The following is a 15,752-nucleotide window of genomic DNA, read 5'->3' on the forward strand; positions in this document are numbered from 1 at the left end:
TTGCACCATTCCAGCAAGGGGAGGTTGAAATGATCAGACTTATCCAGGGAATTGACCGCATTCAGCATCCGTTTGAAATCGACCGGATGCACACGATCCGGGCTCAGGTTTTCCATGACCGGCTTCGTTGGGCTGTGACCGTCGAAGACGGATGGGAGATCGATGTGTTCGACCAGTGCAATCCGCTGTACGTGATGTCGATCAACCCGGAAACCCAGGACGTGCGGGGATCTGTTCGCCTGCTGCCAACCACTGGCCCCAACATGCTCCGCGATGTGTTCTCGGACCTGCTTCCGGACGATCTTGAAGTGGCAGACCCTCTGATTTGGGAGAGCTCGCGATTTTCGATCGATCCCGACTATGCCTGTGCGGGACGAGGCCGCGGAAACGTCAATGAGGTCACGGGCGAGCTGCTGATCGGAATGGCGGAAGTCGGGATGCTCGTGGGACTGACCAGCATCGTTTCTGTCTACGATTCTGTTATGGCGCGATTGTTCAAGCGGGCAAACTGTGCTGCCAACACGATCGGTGTTCCGAAGAGGTATGGAAAGGTGATGGCCTACGCCGGGCTCTTCGACACGAACGCAGAAATGATCTCCTCTCTTCGGGAAGCAAGTGGCATCACAGGCCGGGTGCTCGAAAAGCCGGCTCCGACAGACCCCTTGGCGGCATTGCTCGCATAAAGTCTCCCGCAGCAAGGAACGGCTTAGACACAAGACGCTGGCGGGTGCTCGCCAGCGTCATCTCGTGATTTGGAACTAGATCCGAAGTCTGTCCTGCAGAGTGATCAGAGGTGGATCCTCGGTGCAGTACCAGCGGTGCCGCAAAGCCAGAACAGGGCTAATTTACGTGTGCGGACAACCAGATGAGCGGGGCACCCAGGACGCGTCTTGGCGGCGGTACCCCCCTCATACTCGCGCGGCCGGCCAGACAGAAGTTGACGTGCAGCGCGGAATACGCATCCCCGAGAGCCTTTTCAACCAGCAGATGAAGGCCCTTGCCTCTCCGATCACCTCTCGCCTAAAAGAAGCGTGTCACGGTTCCGCCAATTGAGCGCGGATGAAAAGGGAACACGGTGCGGATTACCCATCAGGGGCCAAAACCGGGGCTGCCCTCGCAACTGTAAGCGGCAAGTCCACCGTCAATGCCACTGGCCAAACGCCGGGAAGGTGACGGAGGACGCTCGAGCCGCAAGCCAGGAGACCTGCCGGGACAACGACCAACGAGCCGGACGAGGTGTGTCGGCGAGGTTGAGCTCGTCTCCGGCGAGTTCTGAACGGCAATGACCGCCAGTCCGTCGTCGCCATGCCCTCGTCTGCGTCAACTCCCTCGTTGTTCGAGCCATTCGAACTGCATCACGAGGAGACACGATGCGTTTTCCCCTTTTAACGGTCGCAGCCCTGTTCGCCTCCGTTTCGTACGGACAGGCTGAAAGCACCCGGTATCCGTTGACCCTGTCGAGCTGCGGGCATGAGATTACCTTCGAGCGGGCGCCAGAGAGTGTCGTCAGCGTTGGACAAAGCACGACGGAAATCCTCTACATGCTCGGCCTCGCGGACAAGGTGTCCGGGACCGCACTCTGGATAAACCCGGTTCTGCCCGAGTTCGCGGAGGTCAATTCCAGGATCGAGCGCCTTTCGGACAACGCCCCGAGTTTCGAGAGCGTCCTGGCCAAGCGGCCCGAGCTTGTCGTGACGGCCTATGAGTGGATGATCGGGCCGCAGGGTGTCGTCGGCACGCGCGAGATGTTCGACGATGCGAAGATCCCGAGCTGGATCATGCCGACCGAATGCGTCGGCAAGGACAACACGCAGACCATGGATGGCGAACGCTCGGTCATGTACGACCCCGCCCTGCTCTACCAGGGCATCAAGGAGCTCGCCCTGATCTTCGACGTTTCCGATCGCGGCGAGGAGCTCGTCTCCGAGCTGAAGGCCCGCGAAATCGCCGCCGTCAAGATGGCGCGCGATCTCGATCTTCCCGACAATGTGTCCGGTGTGTTCTGGTACTCGTCCGCGGATCTCGCGATCGATCCCTATGTCGCCGGCGTCAACGCGGTTCCCGGCTGGATGCTCTCCACCCTGGGTGTCTCAAACGTCGTAACCTCCCACGAGGAATGGCCGACGGTTGGCTGGGAAACGATTGCAACCGCCGACCCCACCTTCATCGTCGCGGCAGATATGGATCGCCGCCGCTTTCCGGCCGATGACATCGCGATCAAGCGGGAGTTTCTCGCGAGCGACCCTCTGACGCGGGAAATGGAAGCCGTGAAGGAAGGGCGTATCATCGTCATAGACGCCAACGCGATGGATCCGTCGGTGCGCTCCATATTCGCGCTCGAGGCGTTGGCACAAGCCCTGTCCGGATACGGTCTCGCCCAATGACGGGCAGCGCAGCGGTCCGCTCCGTGAGATGGCTGTGGCTGGCTCCCCCATTGCTGGCCGCTGCGCTTCTCCTTGCAACGGTTGTTGGAGAAACCCGTATCCCGCTCTCGACCGTTCTCCAGGTGCTTTCGGCAAAGCTCGGATTTTCCGATCAGACGCTCGACCCCATTCAGGCCAGCGTCATCTGGCACTATCGCCTGTCCAGGGCCGTTGTCGCGGCCAGCGGCGGAGCCGGGCTTGCGCTGTCCGGGATGATCCTGCAGGCGCTGCTGCGCAATCCGCTGGCTGAACCATACCTTCTCGGGATCTCGGCCGGTGCGTCCACCGGAGCTGTCACGGTCACCGTGGCGGGGGTGGGAGCTGGCGTCGTCAGCATGTCGGCAGGCGCATTTGTCGGGGCGCTAGCCGCCTTCGCACTTGTTGCGGTACTGGCGAAAGCGGCCGGCGGAGGGGTCGGTGTTCGGGGCGCCGGCATCATCATTCTCGCCGGCATTGCGGGATCGCAGATGTTCAATGCCCTCACGGCGTTGATCATCGCGCAGTCCGCCAGCGCGGAACAGGCACGCGGCATTATGTTCTGGCTGCTCGGTAACCTCTCCGGCGTACGCTGGCCCGATGTGCAACTGGCCCTGCCGATGGCCTTCCTCGGGATCGCGATATCCCTCTGGCACGCGCGAACACTCGACGCCTTTACCTTCGGCTCCGACAGTGCCGCCTCACTCGGCATCGACGTACGTCGCGCGCAGGCCATCCTCATCGCGACCGCTGCTTTCATGACGGCAATCGTTGTCTCGATTGCCGGCGCAATCGGCTTCGTGGGACTGGTCATTCCACATGCGATGCGCTTCCTGGTCGGCCCGCGTCATACCCGGCTTGTCCCCGCGACAGCGCTGGCCGGAGCGGTGTTCCTGGTCCTGTCCGACGTTGTCTCGCGGATCGTGATCCCCGGTCAGGTTCTGCCGATCGGGGTTATCACGGCACTGGTCGGCGCACCGGCCTTCGGCCTGATCATGGTCCGGGGGCGGCAGCGATGAACGACAGTCCCGAACTCGAGCTCTCCGGTGTCGGCTGGGCCACGCGGGGCCGATCGATTGTCTCCCATATCGACCTTCGACTGAAGCGGCGGGAAACGCTTGGTCTGATCGGCCCCAATGGGTCCGGAAAATCCACGCTGCTCAGCCTGATGGCCGGCCTTCGCGCGCCCACGGAAGGTGAGGTGCGCCTGCAGGGCCGGTCAATGGCCCGGATGCGGCGGCGCGAAATCGCCCAACGCCTTGCGTTCGTCGAACAGGCTTCCGACACGGGCGAGCGGATCACGGTACGGGATGCGGTGGAGCTCGGACGTACCCCCTGGGTGGGCTCACTGCACCGGTGGAGTTGCGAGGATGATCTGGCCGTGACGAATGCCCTGAGCGCGGTGTCGATGGACCACCTGGCCGAGCGCGACTGGTCCACGCTTTCCGGCGGAGAACGGCAGCGCGCACACATTGCCAAGGCCCATGCGCAGAGGCCCGAGATCCTGCTGCTGGACGAACCGACAAACCATCTCGACGTGCATCATCAGCTCGCAATTCTGGATCTTGTGTCGAGCCTGGCGGTGACGGCCGTGATCGCGCTTCATGATCTGCAGCATGCACTGCGCTGCGATCGGCTTCTGGTCATGGAAAGTGGCCGTTGCATTGCCCTGGGGCCACCGGCGGAGGTGCTGACGCCCGCCCTTGTCCGAGACGTTTTCCGCATTCACGCCGAGCTCATTCCGCACCCCTCGGGTGGCCTCCCGGTCTTCTCGTTTCAACGCCTCTCCTGAAAGAGTATCCCATGCTGACGCGACTGACATTGCTTCTCGTCCTTCTGGCCACGCCGGCGTTCGCCGAAACCCACGAAGTGAAGATGCTGAACCGCAACCAGACAGGCGCCATGCCTTTCGAGCCCGACTATCTGGTCGTCCGGCCCGGAGATACCGTCAGGTTCATTGCGGCATCTCCGGGCCACAATGCGGCAACCATCGACGGCATGATCCCCGAAGGGGCGACGGCGTTCGTTGGAAAGATCAATGAAGAGATCACGGTAACACTGCCCCAGGAAGGCGTTTGGGGCATCAAGTGCTCACCGCACTACACGATGGGGATGGTCATGCTGATCCAGGTCGGCGACACGCCGGCAACCGAAGCCGACCTTCCTGACGATCTCCCGCCGGCAGCGCGCCAACGGATGCTCGAAATCCTTGAACGCCAAAAGGCGGAAAGATGAGAGCCCCCTCCCCGTTGTTCGGCATCATGCCAATTCGCCGTACAAACTCATCGACAGGGGTTCAGCTTACCGTTGCAAGTATATTGTCCGCCTCGCACTCGGCACTCGAAATCGCGGATGAAGGCTGCATTTTGATACTCAAGGTCGGAGGCGAGCGGCCGGCCCGACCGTTTCACGTACCAGCCAGATTGTTTATCAGCCGACATTGCCCACCGGTCGAAGTGCTTCTGCAAGCAAACTGAGGTGGGTTGCACAAATGGGCGTCCATACCGGGCAAAAATCTCGTTTCTTGCAACATAGAGCTCCCAACCCGACAACCCCTCTAAGTCCGTCAGGCGGATGACCCGCTGATCGGAATCGGGAAGGACGAACCCTTCCCTCGAAAGGCGCAACTGATCAGGCGGAATTTCCGCCAGGTAGACCGGCTGGGGTGAACCATTGTTGTAAACCGCAAAACTCGCAAAGCCTGAAAGCGCTATAAACACAAGTACTGCCACAATGGCTCTTTGCGTTGGTTGTGCCATCCACGTTGAGGCAAACCGTGGACTCCGGTCTGGAGCACTTTCAGCATCGGGCTCTTTGAATGCTTTTGCGAGAGCGGACATGTCTTCATCGGATGGAGCAAGAACCTTGAGAACGAGAACAAGGCGTGGATCGTCAAGACTGCGCGGCTTGCTTCGCCCGTTTCTCCAATTGTTGATCGTTCTGGCATGAACATTGATGCGCCGACTACCCGGCTTCTGAAGCTCCATCGCGCGTTGCGCCAACTGCTCGTCGGACTTGATGCCACGGCCCCGGATCAAGTCGGTCAGTTGAGTTGCAAAACCGGTCAAAACGCCAAACCCGCCCCTTCAATAAATTGCTGTTATTATGGCATATTTTCCGGAATTTTCCAGAAAAAGGCCCTTATCTTCCGTTGAATTCCCGTCCAAAGCTGGATTTACACATCAGGCTATGCTTGGCTTGAGCCGCTCTCAATGAGCATCGGGCGACATACTGCTGGGGGGGCGGAAATCATGATCAGTTTCGAGCGGCTTTGCCGAAGCAACCCCTCATCAATGAGCACAAGCGATCCGCTCAGGAGAGTGCATGTGCCGATGCTGACCGCTCAGTTCGTTCTGGCAACGTTCCTCGCGTATGTCCTGCTTCCTTTCGGTGTCGCCATGGCCGACATGCAGACAGTTCGCGCCGAGGAGAGCGGTGTGGTGCATCACAGGCTGGAAAGCTGCAACTTTGAACGCGGGATCGCAATCGCACACTACACCCACCGGCACGACGAGCCGCAGTATCATACAAAACACAGATTCGAGCTTACCGACATGTGTTTCCAGCGGGAAACTGGCAGGTTGTGGGCATCAGAGCCCGCGGAGACTTTCACGCTGGTGCAACAGGATCCAAGCATAAGCTGGTATGAGGACTTGGAGACGGAGATCGGAAGGTCGGGTTCCAAGGGGAAATTTTCGGCGGGCGGCTATGCGCAAATTCCAGGGAAGCCCGATATCAGGGCTAGCTACGTCGATCTTTTTTTCAAACCCACAAAGCCGGATGTCACCCGTCCGACAGAGTTTCACCAGCACACGGCGGATGATGTCAGTCTGATGGGGTATCTTTTTGAAAGGCAGGCATTTCCCGAAGATGCTGCGGGCAAGACATATCGTTTAAGCCTTACGGGGTTTGACTGGGGATTGAGCGACCCGAATAGCAGAAGTGCGGGCTACGACCGTAACAAATCCGATCTGGTGCTGAATTCGGATTCGCTCGTATTCGAGCGAAACGGCACCATAATGGAGGTGGATGCTTTCTTCCAAGCAGATGAAGGAAGTCACGCTGGGGCGAAACTGATCTCCGGCCAGTTGCGCCTTGCACTGCACCCTGACGGAGCGATCTCCGGCGAAGGGCGGTTTGAGATCGAGAACCCGCGATTAGCGGGCTTTGAGCCGGGGGAATGGGTTAGCGCATCCTGGAAGATCGACAAACTTATCGGCCACCTGTCCGGCGAAGGCGCAAGCGGCTTCAGGCTGGTGGGTTTCGCAAGCGGAGAGACCAGATATCACGATGGCTATGTCGGAAAGATAATGGGGACGGCAGGTGTCCGAGGTACAGACTTGGCATTCGAAGAGGAGTTCCTTGTCGGGGGCCAATGAAAAGCAACATCGGCGGGGCGGCCAGACCATTGATCAGGGCGGCTTCCGCAATCCGGTTCTCGCGAGCATCAACGTCACTGGCTTTAGCCGGATGATCGCGGAGTTATGGGGAAGAGCGCCGACTTTGATGGTGGATGACGATATGAAGCAGAAAAAATACGTCGAACGCAGAGATCCTCACGCTCCCCATCACAACAAAGGAGAGCGCTTCGCTTTTTACGTGAGAGTAAATAATTTTTATCTCGCAACTAAATACACAATCTCGCAAAATAACATTAATATATTTACATTAATAACAATTTCTATTCTTATTTTCGAGATGAACACAGCCAAAATTTCAGCAAAACCTCTTGAGAACATCATTATTGAAGAAACGAAGCCGATTCAAACCGATCCATTGCGAGACTATCGCGTCTATGGGTGCAAAGGTGTTTCGGGGACTGGTTGGTATAGGTACCATACTGGTAACGACCCATCTGTAATTGACTATGTTCTTTCAGATTTTTGTCTAGACACTCAAACAGGTGACTTCTTCAGCAAGGAGTCACTTTCAGGCTTGACGCATGTCTTGGGGCCCAGAACCGTTGAGCCTGGCTCCACTGCCAGCGCCTATGAGGATCTTGCGGAGCCTGGTGATGTTGTTTCAGGTATTTATATACAGACTCTACCGGCGCCATTACAATGCTCCAGCGACACGTCAGGAACCTTCTCAATCCAAGCGGTGCTAAACAACAGTAGATTTGAGAACGCTCCTCTTCACTTTAGCGGACTTTCTAACGGCATCCCCTACCCGCAGGAGAAAACTATTCCAACCAGCGTGGAATTCGGCCTTCGACTACTTGCGATTTCTACGATCGAAAACAAGCGTATCAAGAGCGAGGAGTTGTTCCCGTTGGGCCTTTGGGCGGAAGCTGGAACCGAGGGGGAAAACCAGACAATTCGGATCACTGGGGGAGATCAGGCGACAGTCGGAGAAGCGCATGGATCTCTTCAAGTTACTTTCGAAGATGACCGGGTATTTATTCTCTCCGGAGAAATTAAAGCGAAAAGCCCGCGAATAGCCGGCATAAAACCAAAGGATTTTGCCTCTCTATCAATAAATATCGAATACATGCGCGGAGCAACTGCGGGCAAACATGGCGAGGGAACATATGCGGTAGGCCTTGCACGCGGCGCCTATATTGACGGCTCTGGAGAAACGCACGCACTTCGATTTAAAGTCGCATTAACGGCATGCGCTACCAAACCCGGCCTCCCCGCGGATTTTTTTTGAATGCCCGAAAACGTATCAGGCGTTAGGCAGGTACTTCCGCAATATCGTGTCGGAGACGTCAGGAAAAACTCTTCACACTTTCGTACGGAGATGATGGAATGAATTCGCCGCGCATGCTTTTGACCGGCCTCGTCCTGGCGTTCTTGATTGTGCCTGCACGGGCGGATGTCTGGACTTTCGAGACGCCCTCGGAAAACATTCAGTGCACGGTGGGCCAGGCCGCCGGCGTCCAGTCGGATATCACCTGCACGATCATCGAGCGATCGGGTTCCTTTGCTCTACCGCGCCCGGGCGACTGCGCTTCCGATTGGGGTCACACGTTCAAAATGCGCGAGTTTGGTCCGGCTGAGGTCTTGTGCACGCCGACAAGCACGGACAGAAACGGGTTCAGGAAGGCAGACTATGGCGTGACGGGGGAGTTCGGTGGCTTCACCTGCAATTCCTCGAAAAGAGGCCTGAAGTGTACCAACCGTGATGGCAACGGCTTCTTCCTTTCCAGAAAGATTCAAAGCGTTCTCTACGGTCCAGGCAATCAAGGATCGTCGAACGGCTTTGCCGCCGCGTCGTCCAAGCAGGACGATGGTTCGGTGCCCGATGTAATGAACATGCCCTATGGAAAGGCCCGGTCCGTTCTTCAGGAGCATGGCTGGTGGCCCCTGGATAACGCTGAGCCGGGCAATCTGGTGTACTTTACACGCGAATTGTATGATCGCGGTTATATCGAGGTCGACACGTGTTCGCCCGTCGGCGACACGCCGTGCAAGTTTTATTTTTACAACAACGATAGGCAATATCTGGAGATTTCGACACGCGGCGAAAATCCACACGTGGCCGGAACCGAGATTCTAGATGTGCGGGCCGTTGAAGCTAGAACAGCCGCAAGCTCGCCAGAAACTGGTGCATCCAACGAACCTGCGGACATCTCGATCGCCTGTAATAGAAACGGCGCTGTCGTCAGCCTGCCGGATCATTCTCAGGTTTATCTAGGCAACCAGTGCGACGCGTATAAGCCAGGCGTCGGCTACGGTGGTTGGTGGCTGGCTGCTTCGTCCTTTCTCGTAGAGATTGACGGACAAACGACGCGATATGCCAACGATCTTTCCTGCGATACCCTTTCCTATTGCGATTATCGGGCCGCGCGCGCGCAGATCGACAAGGCTCCAAGCAATACCGCCGTAACCGTCGCACAGCGCCAGGCCAACAAGGATGTGGGCTGGACGTCCACGCGTGGTCAGGGTTTTCACACGGCCGGTATTGCGAATGGTGCGGGCGACAGTCTGACGGTGACTTGCGGGACTGGTAGTGCCGGCGCACCGGGAAGCTCTATCGCACTTCAGATCGGCGGCTCTCCCATAAAGGCTGGCACCCTGGTGGAGTTGCGTTTCAAGGGCACCTACCCAGGAACCGTACCGTTGCTGCTCAGCCGCGACAACGCATTCTTCGTCGGTGACCCATCAGCGGTGGTGAGCGCGCAACATTTCGAGACGCTGGTCGAGACCCTCAAGGCCGGCAATTCTGTCACCGTCCACGTTCGCAGAGGACCCGAAGCGCAATTCTCACTGAAAGGGTCCAGTGCGGCGATTGGCGAGTGCCAACCGGTTCCGGCGCCCGCATTACTCAGCACAGCAGCTGAGAACGCGCAGAACTCCGGGGGCGGGGACAAACAGGAAACTGTGGGCGAACAGCCGGTTACGGTCGACGCGAATTCAGGTCTGGTTCGTAGCGAACTTGCGCCCGACTATCGGTTCGTCACGCTTGACGGATATGCCATCCTTCCCGAAACGCAGCTTGATAGGATTGGCGCAACCCAGCCATGGATAACGTGGACGACCGTCAATCTACCCCTCGCGATACCGCAACTGGTTGAGCCTGATCTGCCTGGACGAACCGCGGACGACGACGACACCTATGCGATTGCAGTGGCCCATAGCTTCCTCTCTGACACAGAAAAATCCGCCATTGAAGGCAAGTTGGGCCTACCGTTTCCCTTGTTTTCCGAATTTGATGGAGTATCCGCGAACCGGCTCAGAAACGTAGGAGGCTATGAAGGTGCGGCAGCGATTCACGCAACGCGGCTTCTCCGCCAAAGGGACAAGTTGGACGAGTTCACGCGCGGCCCAGCATTGCAGGAAATCCGATCGGCTCTGCGGACCAAAATCACCGCATCCAAGCCGCAGCTACCGCTTCCCGTTGTCCGGATCTATGAGGTAAGCCTCGAGGACTACGACTTCGAGAAGCGCGGTTTCCCCGTGGACGGAATTCAGAGATTCCGAAATCCAGCGACCTCAAGACTTGCCGCAATTGCTGGAGCAGCGCGAGTCAACTCGGATGTACTGGAGTTTCCGAAGTTCATCCCGATGGAGCCTGAGGCCGCCAAACGCCTCATTGAAAGGATTGCCGAATACCGCGGGGATCGCCATCGTGTCGCCAACATGGCCGTCTTCGGCGAAGTGACGGAAATTGACCGCGTTCAGCGGGATGGCGGCCTCTATGAGTTCGAACTATCACACAAGGTGAAGCGGATCGATTTCGGATTTGGCGACAAAGTGCTTGGTGACGTCTTCTACAGCATGGTTCCTGACAAGCTGGAGGATGCGGAAGTCGAGGCTGTCAGGGACGACGGTCGCAACAAGCCGGCCACGTTGTATGGACCGGAATATCTGGTTTCCGCTGTGTCCGATGCATTTCCGAACCTCCTCGACAAGCAGGGTATGCTGGAGACTCTGATGCGCGCGCGCGTCAGGGTCGAGAATGCCGATCTGGCGGAATGGGGACTTGGAAATCTGTCAGGCTACAAGGTCCTGCGTCCTGAGCTGGCAGAGCCAAAGCGCGAGCCGAATGACGACGACATTCGCCTTTATCGTGCATTCCTTGACGGACGCCGTCAGGCGGGCGTGGGCAACGAAATTACGCTGCCCATAACCACTTGGGTGAGACAGTCGGAGGATGGACCGAAAACCATCGAACCGGCGAGACCGGTCGACCTGGTTGCGCACGCGCTAGAGCAGAACATGGGTCTGTTCGGAAAGCTGCGGAATGGTGGCCGTAATCGCGCGGACTATCTGACAGAAATGATTCAGAACTCACCTAATGCCATCGAGCCGGGTCGCATCGCGCTCCCGGCAGGGAATGTGGAGGTGTCGCGGCACAACTGGAGTCCTGTCCTGTTTTCACTGAAGCTGGACAAGGCCAATCCGAACGCCCCGCTTGCTTTCAACGATGGCTTGAACGAACCCGCAACAGACAACCGCGGCACGCGAAGTGTGATGAGCGGCACGCCGCGAAGCCAAGGAGAATTGCGCGGTCATCTCGTCCTGGAACTGGAAGAGGCGCCAATCATCGTCGAGGAACACGAGGCCTCGAAATCGGGCAAGCTCGTCATATTCAAGGTCACGCTGAAGCGTGTGACGTTTATTGATCAGGGACGTGAAATCTCTCTCTCTTTCGATGATGGGCAGCAAAACGGAAACGGTGATAGTGGGCTTCCCGCTGTCCCGACTCCCGAGACCCTGCCGCTCGACGCCGAGACGAGTGACCTCCTGATCCTGCGGCATCTGCCGGAGACAGTGACTGAAGCCGATTTCAAGCGGATGCTTCTCGCACGCTGGGAACTCGAAAACCGGAATCGCAACATCAATTCCCAGCTCGCTTGGGGACGTTTCTTCGAGATCGGTCAATCGAAACCACAAGGCGCCGCACTGGAAGCCCTGCTTCCCGCATTCCACAACTGGTCAAAAGCTCGCGCCGCCAATCTTCCAGAAATGCTGCAGGTCGAGCCACGCGGAATTTCGCTCAATCAGCCCGGGATTGTGGGCTTCGGAAACACGTTGGCCAATCCGAACAACCTGCATATCGGGTTGATGGAGTGCGAAACAGCCATTCGAGTGAGCCAGTCAAGGAACAACTATCCCGAGCATAAGCGAAAAATGCTTGAGAACGCCTGCGAATATATCCGTCAGGCTTCGAAACTGCCGAGCGATGTCCTTTATGTCGGGCGGACCGAAAACTTGCCCGCCAAACGGCGCGGCAAGGGCACCAGGCCATCTGTTCCGACCCATCATGGCACTGTCGGGGCGCGGGTAGAATGCGCAAGGACAGTTCCCAGCTCACGCGACGACTATTGCCGCGCCATTCAGGAGTCGATCAAATCCGGAATTTTCGGTGAAACGGTGTTCGCGCTCGACGACGTCTATGTCTTCGACAAGGTTGCGGATATTCGACCGGGGCTTAGCGCTCGGGTGGGCAAAGCAAACACGCATCTAAGGCTCAACGTGCAGGTCACTGACGTCGAACGCAGCACTAAGGCGCGGCCCTCCCCCTTCGCTCAAGCGTTGATGAAGGTGGATGACTTCATTGCGACACAGGAATTGCTGGAGCGCCACAACTCTCTGGGCGACTTCGCTCCCGAACTCGTGGAGACGAACTTCTTCGATATCCGCGCAGTGTCGATGGAGCTGGTGGAACGCAAAACCGGAAAGGTCCTCGCCAATATCCCGCTGGTGGACATGCCTTCCGGTCCGGATGCTTCTCTACTGGAACCCCTGGAGCGGATCACTGTGGCGGCGCCTAGCAAGGCCTATGGCCGGGATATTGTCGGCTTGCGACTTGGCATGTCCTTCGAGGAGGCCGACAAGATCATCCGCGACCATATGAATGTGGGACGTGTTCTGACTTCTGACCGCAGTTGGTCCGTGCGCGCAGCAGCGGGGACCATCGATCCGTTCTCTTCCGGTGTCGCCTATGAATCCAGGGACGGGCGCGAGATCATCATCATTCACGACGAGCCGCCATCCGCCAGGAAGGTTGTTATCGGTGCGGTGCGCCAAGTGGTCTTCGATAAAGGCAAGATTTCGCCGGAGCAAATTTTCGCTCAGGCTAGGGAAAAGTATGGGCAGCCAAACCTCACCGAAGGAGATAGCCAAGCATGGGTGGAGGATGACGACACCGATGTAAACTGCATGGCATGGTCAGGCGCTCACCAATCGCGAGCAATGTGGCGGGACGAGGACGGTTCAAACGTGCACTGGACGCCCGGAACGTTTCGCAGAAGCGCAAAGGCGCCCTCGCCTATGATCTCTGAGCGCAGCAAGCTTGACTACCGTTCCAAGTGCGGCCCCGGCGTGACTGTCACATACGACACCCGGGAAAACTCCGATTGGGACCGGCTTATCTTCCGCCTCCATGACGCGAAGACGCTCTTCAGACACGTGACACAGAGCGAAGTCATGGTCCGGGAAGGCGCGAGTTTCAGCGGTGCCGCCGCCCCCGAAGGTGAAAAAACCGGCATCAAGTTCTGATGCTGGGTGAGAATGCGACACCGCCCGCGCCGCGGGCGGTGTCGGGAAAATTCAGGGGGTGACGTTGCCCCCAAGTTTTATCCAGTTTGACGGAGACTCTGGCGGTAATGGCCGGGGCTATTGACGGGGTCTGACGCGGAGCTCGCGAACGAGCGGAGCGGCAGATCCCGTTTCAGGTTCATGGTGTCGGAATATTCGGTCGGGGTCAGCCAACCGAGCCGCGAGCGTGGGCGGGCTCAGCGGTTTCGAAGTGTTCCTACACCCATTGCCGATCCCGACCATGAGCTTCACCGGGAACTCACGCAATGGCACGGGCGCGTTTTCGACCCCGAATACCCCGACGAGGACGACATTCGACGCCGGATTGGCAAGCTCGCCAAACGCCGCGAACTTGGCAGGGCCAGCTTCGCAAAGAGCCGCAACCAGACGCACTGAAGATCGGAAGTCGGGCTCTCCGGAGGAGCTTTCAGCGGGAGACCTATCCAAAACCCACAGGATCTTCCAGCAAGGGTGCTTCCCGCACACGCAGAGGGGATGTGCACGGCCGCCCTTCACTGCGGCCGTGCTCTTTGCATCGCGCCTCGCCCACGCCCAGGGCGCGGCCTGCGCAAGGTGGCCGGCGTTGCCTCCTCACCAGGTCGTAAGCGCGGAGCGCTTCCAGGTGTCGGGCGCGGTGCAGACATAGATGTGCTCCTCATCCCAGGCGATCTGGCCGGTCTCGCCGGTGTCGGTGGCACTTGCTGGGGTTTTCGGGGTGGTCAGTTGCAGGCTGTCGTCGTTGACGACCAGCTTCGAGACGCCAGAGGTGGTGCCGATCAGGAACTGGCCGGCAGCGCTAAACCGATCAATCTCGACACCCGGGTCCGTCGATGACGTCGCTCCTGTCGAGAAACTGATATTACCACCCGAATTGCCGGCTACGAGGCTGATAAAGTCGTTGGCGAGCGAGACTTTGGCGCGGCCAGCGCCGCCCTTCAGGTTCAGATATGCACTGCTAAGCGCCGGGCGGATAGCATTGTCATCGCCCAGATAGGTTCCGGTGCTGAGGCCAACCAGGAAATCGCCACGAGCCCGGATATTCCCCGCAGCATCCACCGAATGCAGCGGGTCCGTCACCCCGACAGCAAGTTGCCCCGCACTGTTCAACCTCATCTTCTCGGAGCCATCGATGAACCAACGATGGAAGCCGGACGCTCCGCCCTGAACCCAGTAGAGATCTTTCGAGGAAAGATCCTCGATCACAAAACCGTAGTCCACCTCATCCGAAACATTCGCGCGGATCTGATAGCCATGCGCTGCATTTGCGCTCCGCAGCCGCACGGTCGAACTTGAGCCCTTGGCAATGTCGACGGCCGCCCCCACGGCCGACGTCCCGATGCCAAGACCGGTCTGGGTCATCCGCGCCGCTTCGGTACCGCCATTGGAAAACACCGTGCTGCCGATGGAGATCAGCGACACGGTGGTCGCACTTATCTCGGCCCCCGCACCAACGCCGGCAGCCATGACGGCTCGCCCCGGTGTCGAGGCATGGTCGTTTCCGCAGACGAACATATAGGCCCCTCGCGACGTGGTGAACGAACCGCCGCTCACGAGAGACATCCGTCGCGTATCGCTCCCCGGCGCGGTGAGCGCTTCCAGGCGGAAGTCGTCAGCCTCGGCCGTGATACGCCCTGACAGGCGCATCCGCCCGGGCTCGAACTGCGCTGCCACCTCTCCCGCACAGGAGAGGCCCAGCGAGTTTGCCGCGGGCGCGAACATACCCGAGTCCATGTTGTCCGAGAAGGCGATTGCCGGCGCCGCGGCACTGCCGTCGGCAAAGCGTGTCTGGCCGGTCAGACGGATGTTCGCGAAATCCGCCCCGTCAAGGCTGAGCCCCTTGACCGTTACCTTGCCCGTCTCGCTGTCGATGCGCAGCCGGTCGTCATAGGTGAGCGGCGAGCCGTTCGGGCTGTACTGGATCGTGAAGTCCTTTTCCCCACAGGACATCCCGACGCGGAACCGCTCCTCGCCGTTCTCGCGGAAATACACCAGCGACGCATCCGCCAGCGACGCGCGATCGAGTATCAGCATCCTCGTCGATCCGATCGCGAACAGGGTGTTCGCGATGCTGGAGAGAAGGTCATTCAGCTTGATCAGGATTTCGCGTTCGCTCGACATGTCATCAGCTCCTTTTTCCCATGAAAAAGCCGCCTCCGGATCCCGGGGCAGCTTGGACAAAATCCAGTTTCAGGCCGACGGCTGGATGGCCGTTGCCCTCACACGGGACCTGCGATGTTGCGGTGATGTTGAGGGCAACGCCTGGTGTTGCGCCCTCATTGTTGCGTTTGTTGCGGCTTTGTTTTTGCCGTCAGACTGGCGAACCCAAACACTAAGTCCGCCCGTATTGTGTTTGGCCCTGGTACGG

The 15,752-nt window shown here is 58.6% G+C and carries 10 protein-coding genes and 1 riboswitch; of the genes, 8 read left to right on the plus strand and 2 right to left on the minus strand.

From position 1 onward, the window contains the following. Window positions 1–29 precede the first annotated feature (29 nt). The 5 genes from ACYX4S_RS08760 (at window position 30) to ACYX4S_RS08780 (ending at window position 4,634) form a co-directional block, all read left to right on the plus strand. Complete coding sequence (locus ACYX4S_RS08760; RefSeq protein ID WP_476362612.1) at window positions 30–683, plus strand: acyl-homoserine-lactone synthase; 654 nt, start codon at window positions 30–32, stop codon at window positions 681–683. Between the two features lie 338 nt (window positions 684–1,021). Beyond that, window positions 1,022–1,226: riboswitch (cobalamin riboswitch) on the plus strand. 144 nt (window positions 1,227–1,370) lie between these two features. Further along, window positions 1,371–2,384, plus strand: coding sequence for an ABC transporter substrate-binding protein (locus tag ACYX4S_RS08765; RefSeq protein WP_476362613.1), 1,014 nt, complete (start codon window positions 1,371–1,373; stop codon window positions 2,382–2,384). Then, window positions 2,381–3,418, plus strand: a complete 1,038-nt coding sequence (locus tag ACYX4S_RS08770) for a FecCD family ABC transporter permease (protein ID WP_476362614.1) — start codon at window positions 2,381–2,383, stop codon at window positions 3,416–3,418. The genes ACYX4S_RS08765 and ACYX4S_RS08770 overlap by 4 nt, the downstream gene beginning before the upstream one ends. Beyond that, window positions 3,415–4,191 carry an ABC transporter ATP-binding protein gene (locus ACYX4S_RS08775; protein ID WP_476362615.1) on the plus strand — a complete coding sequence of 259 codons (777 nt, stop codon included), beginning with the start codon at window positions 3,415–3,417 and terminating at the stop codon, window positions 4,189–4,191. The genes ACYX4S_RS08770 and ACYX4S_RS08775 overlap by 4 nt, the downstream gene beginning before the upstream one ends. Window positions 4,192–4,220: 29 nt before the next feature. After that, window positions 4,221–4,634: a pseudoazurin gene (locus ACYX4S_RS08780; protein WP_476362616.1), complete on the plus strand. Its 414-nt coding sequence runs from the start codon at window positions 4,221–4,223 to the stop codon at window positions 4,632–4,634. A gap of 47 nt (window positions 4,635–4,681) precedes the next feature. Here ACYX4S_RS08780 and ACYX4S_RS08785 read toward each other — a convergent pair whose 3' ends face one another. Next, complete coding sequence (locus tag ACYX4S_RS08785) at window positions 4,682–5,467, minus strand: YARHG domain-containing protein (RefSeq protein WP_476362617.1); 786 nt, start codon at window positions 5,465–5,467, stop codon at window positions 4,682–4,684. A 183-nt stretch (window positions 5,468–5,650) separates the two neighbouring features. On the opposite strand from ACYX4S_RS08785, the gene ACYX4S_RS08790 reads away from it, so the two are divergent. The 3 genes from ACYX4S_RS08790 (at window position 5,651) to ACYX4S_RS08800 (ending at window position 13,348) form a co-directional block, all read left to right on the plus strand. Further along, on the plus strand, window positions 5,651–6,778 hold the full coding sequence (locus ACYX4S_RS08790; RefSeq protein ID WP_476362618.1) for a hypothetical protein: 1,128 nt from the start codon (window positions 5,651–5,653) through the stop codon (window positions 6,776–6,778). Next, window positions 6,762–8,051, plus strand: a complete 1,290-nt coding sequence (locus ACYX4S_RS08795; protein ID WP_476362619.1) for a hypothetical protein — start codon at window positions 6,762–6,764, stop codon at window positions 8,049–8,051. The genes ACYX4S_RS08790 and ACYX4S_RS08795 overlap by 17 nt, the downstream gene beginning before the upstream one ends. A gap of 98 nt (window positions 8,052–8,149) precedes the next feature. Continuing rightward, window positions 8,150–13,348, plus strand: a complete 5,199-nt coding sequence (locus ACYX4S_RS08800; RefSeq protein ID WP_476362620.1) for a DUF6636 domain-containing protein — start codon at window positions 8,150–8,152, stop codon at window positions 13,346–13,348. 630 nt (window positions 13,349–13,978) lie between these two features. On the opposite strand, the gene ACYX4S_RS08805 is transcribed toward ACYX4S_RS08800, so the two are convergent. After that, entirely contained in the window at window positions 13,979–15,505 is a 1,527-nt protein-coding gene (locus ACYX4S_RS08805; RefSeq protein WP_476362621.1) for a hypothetical protein, read from the minus strand. Between the last annotated feature and the right edge of the window lie 247 nt (window positions 15,506–15,752).

This window comes from Stappia sp. ABD4_338, from assembly GCF_056312175.1.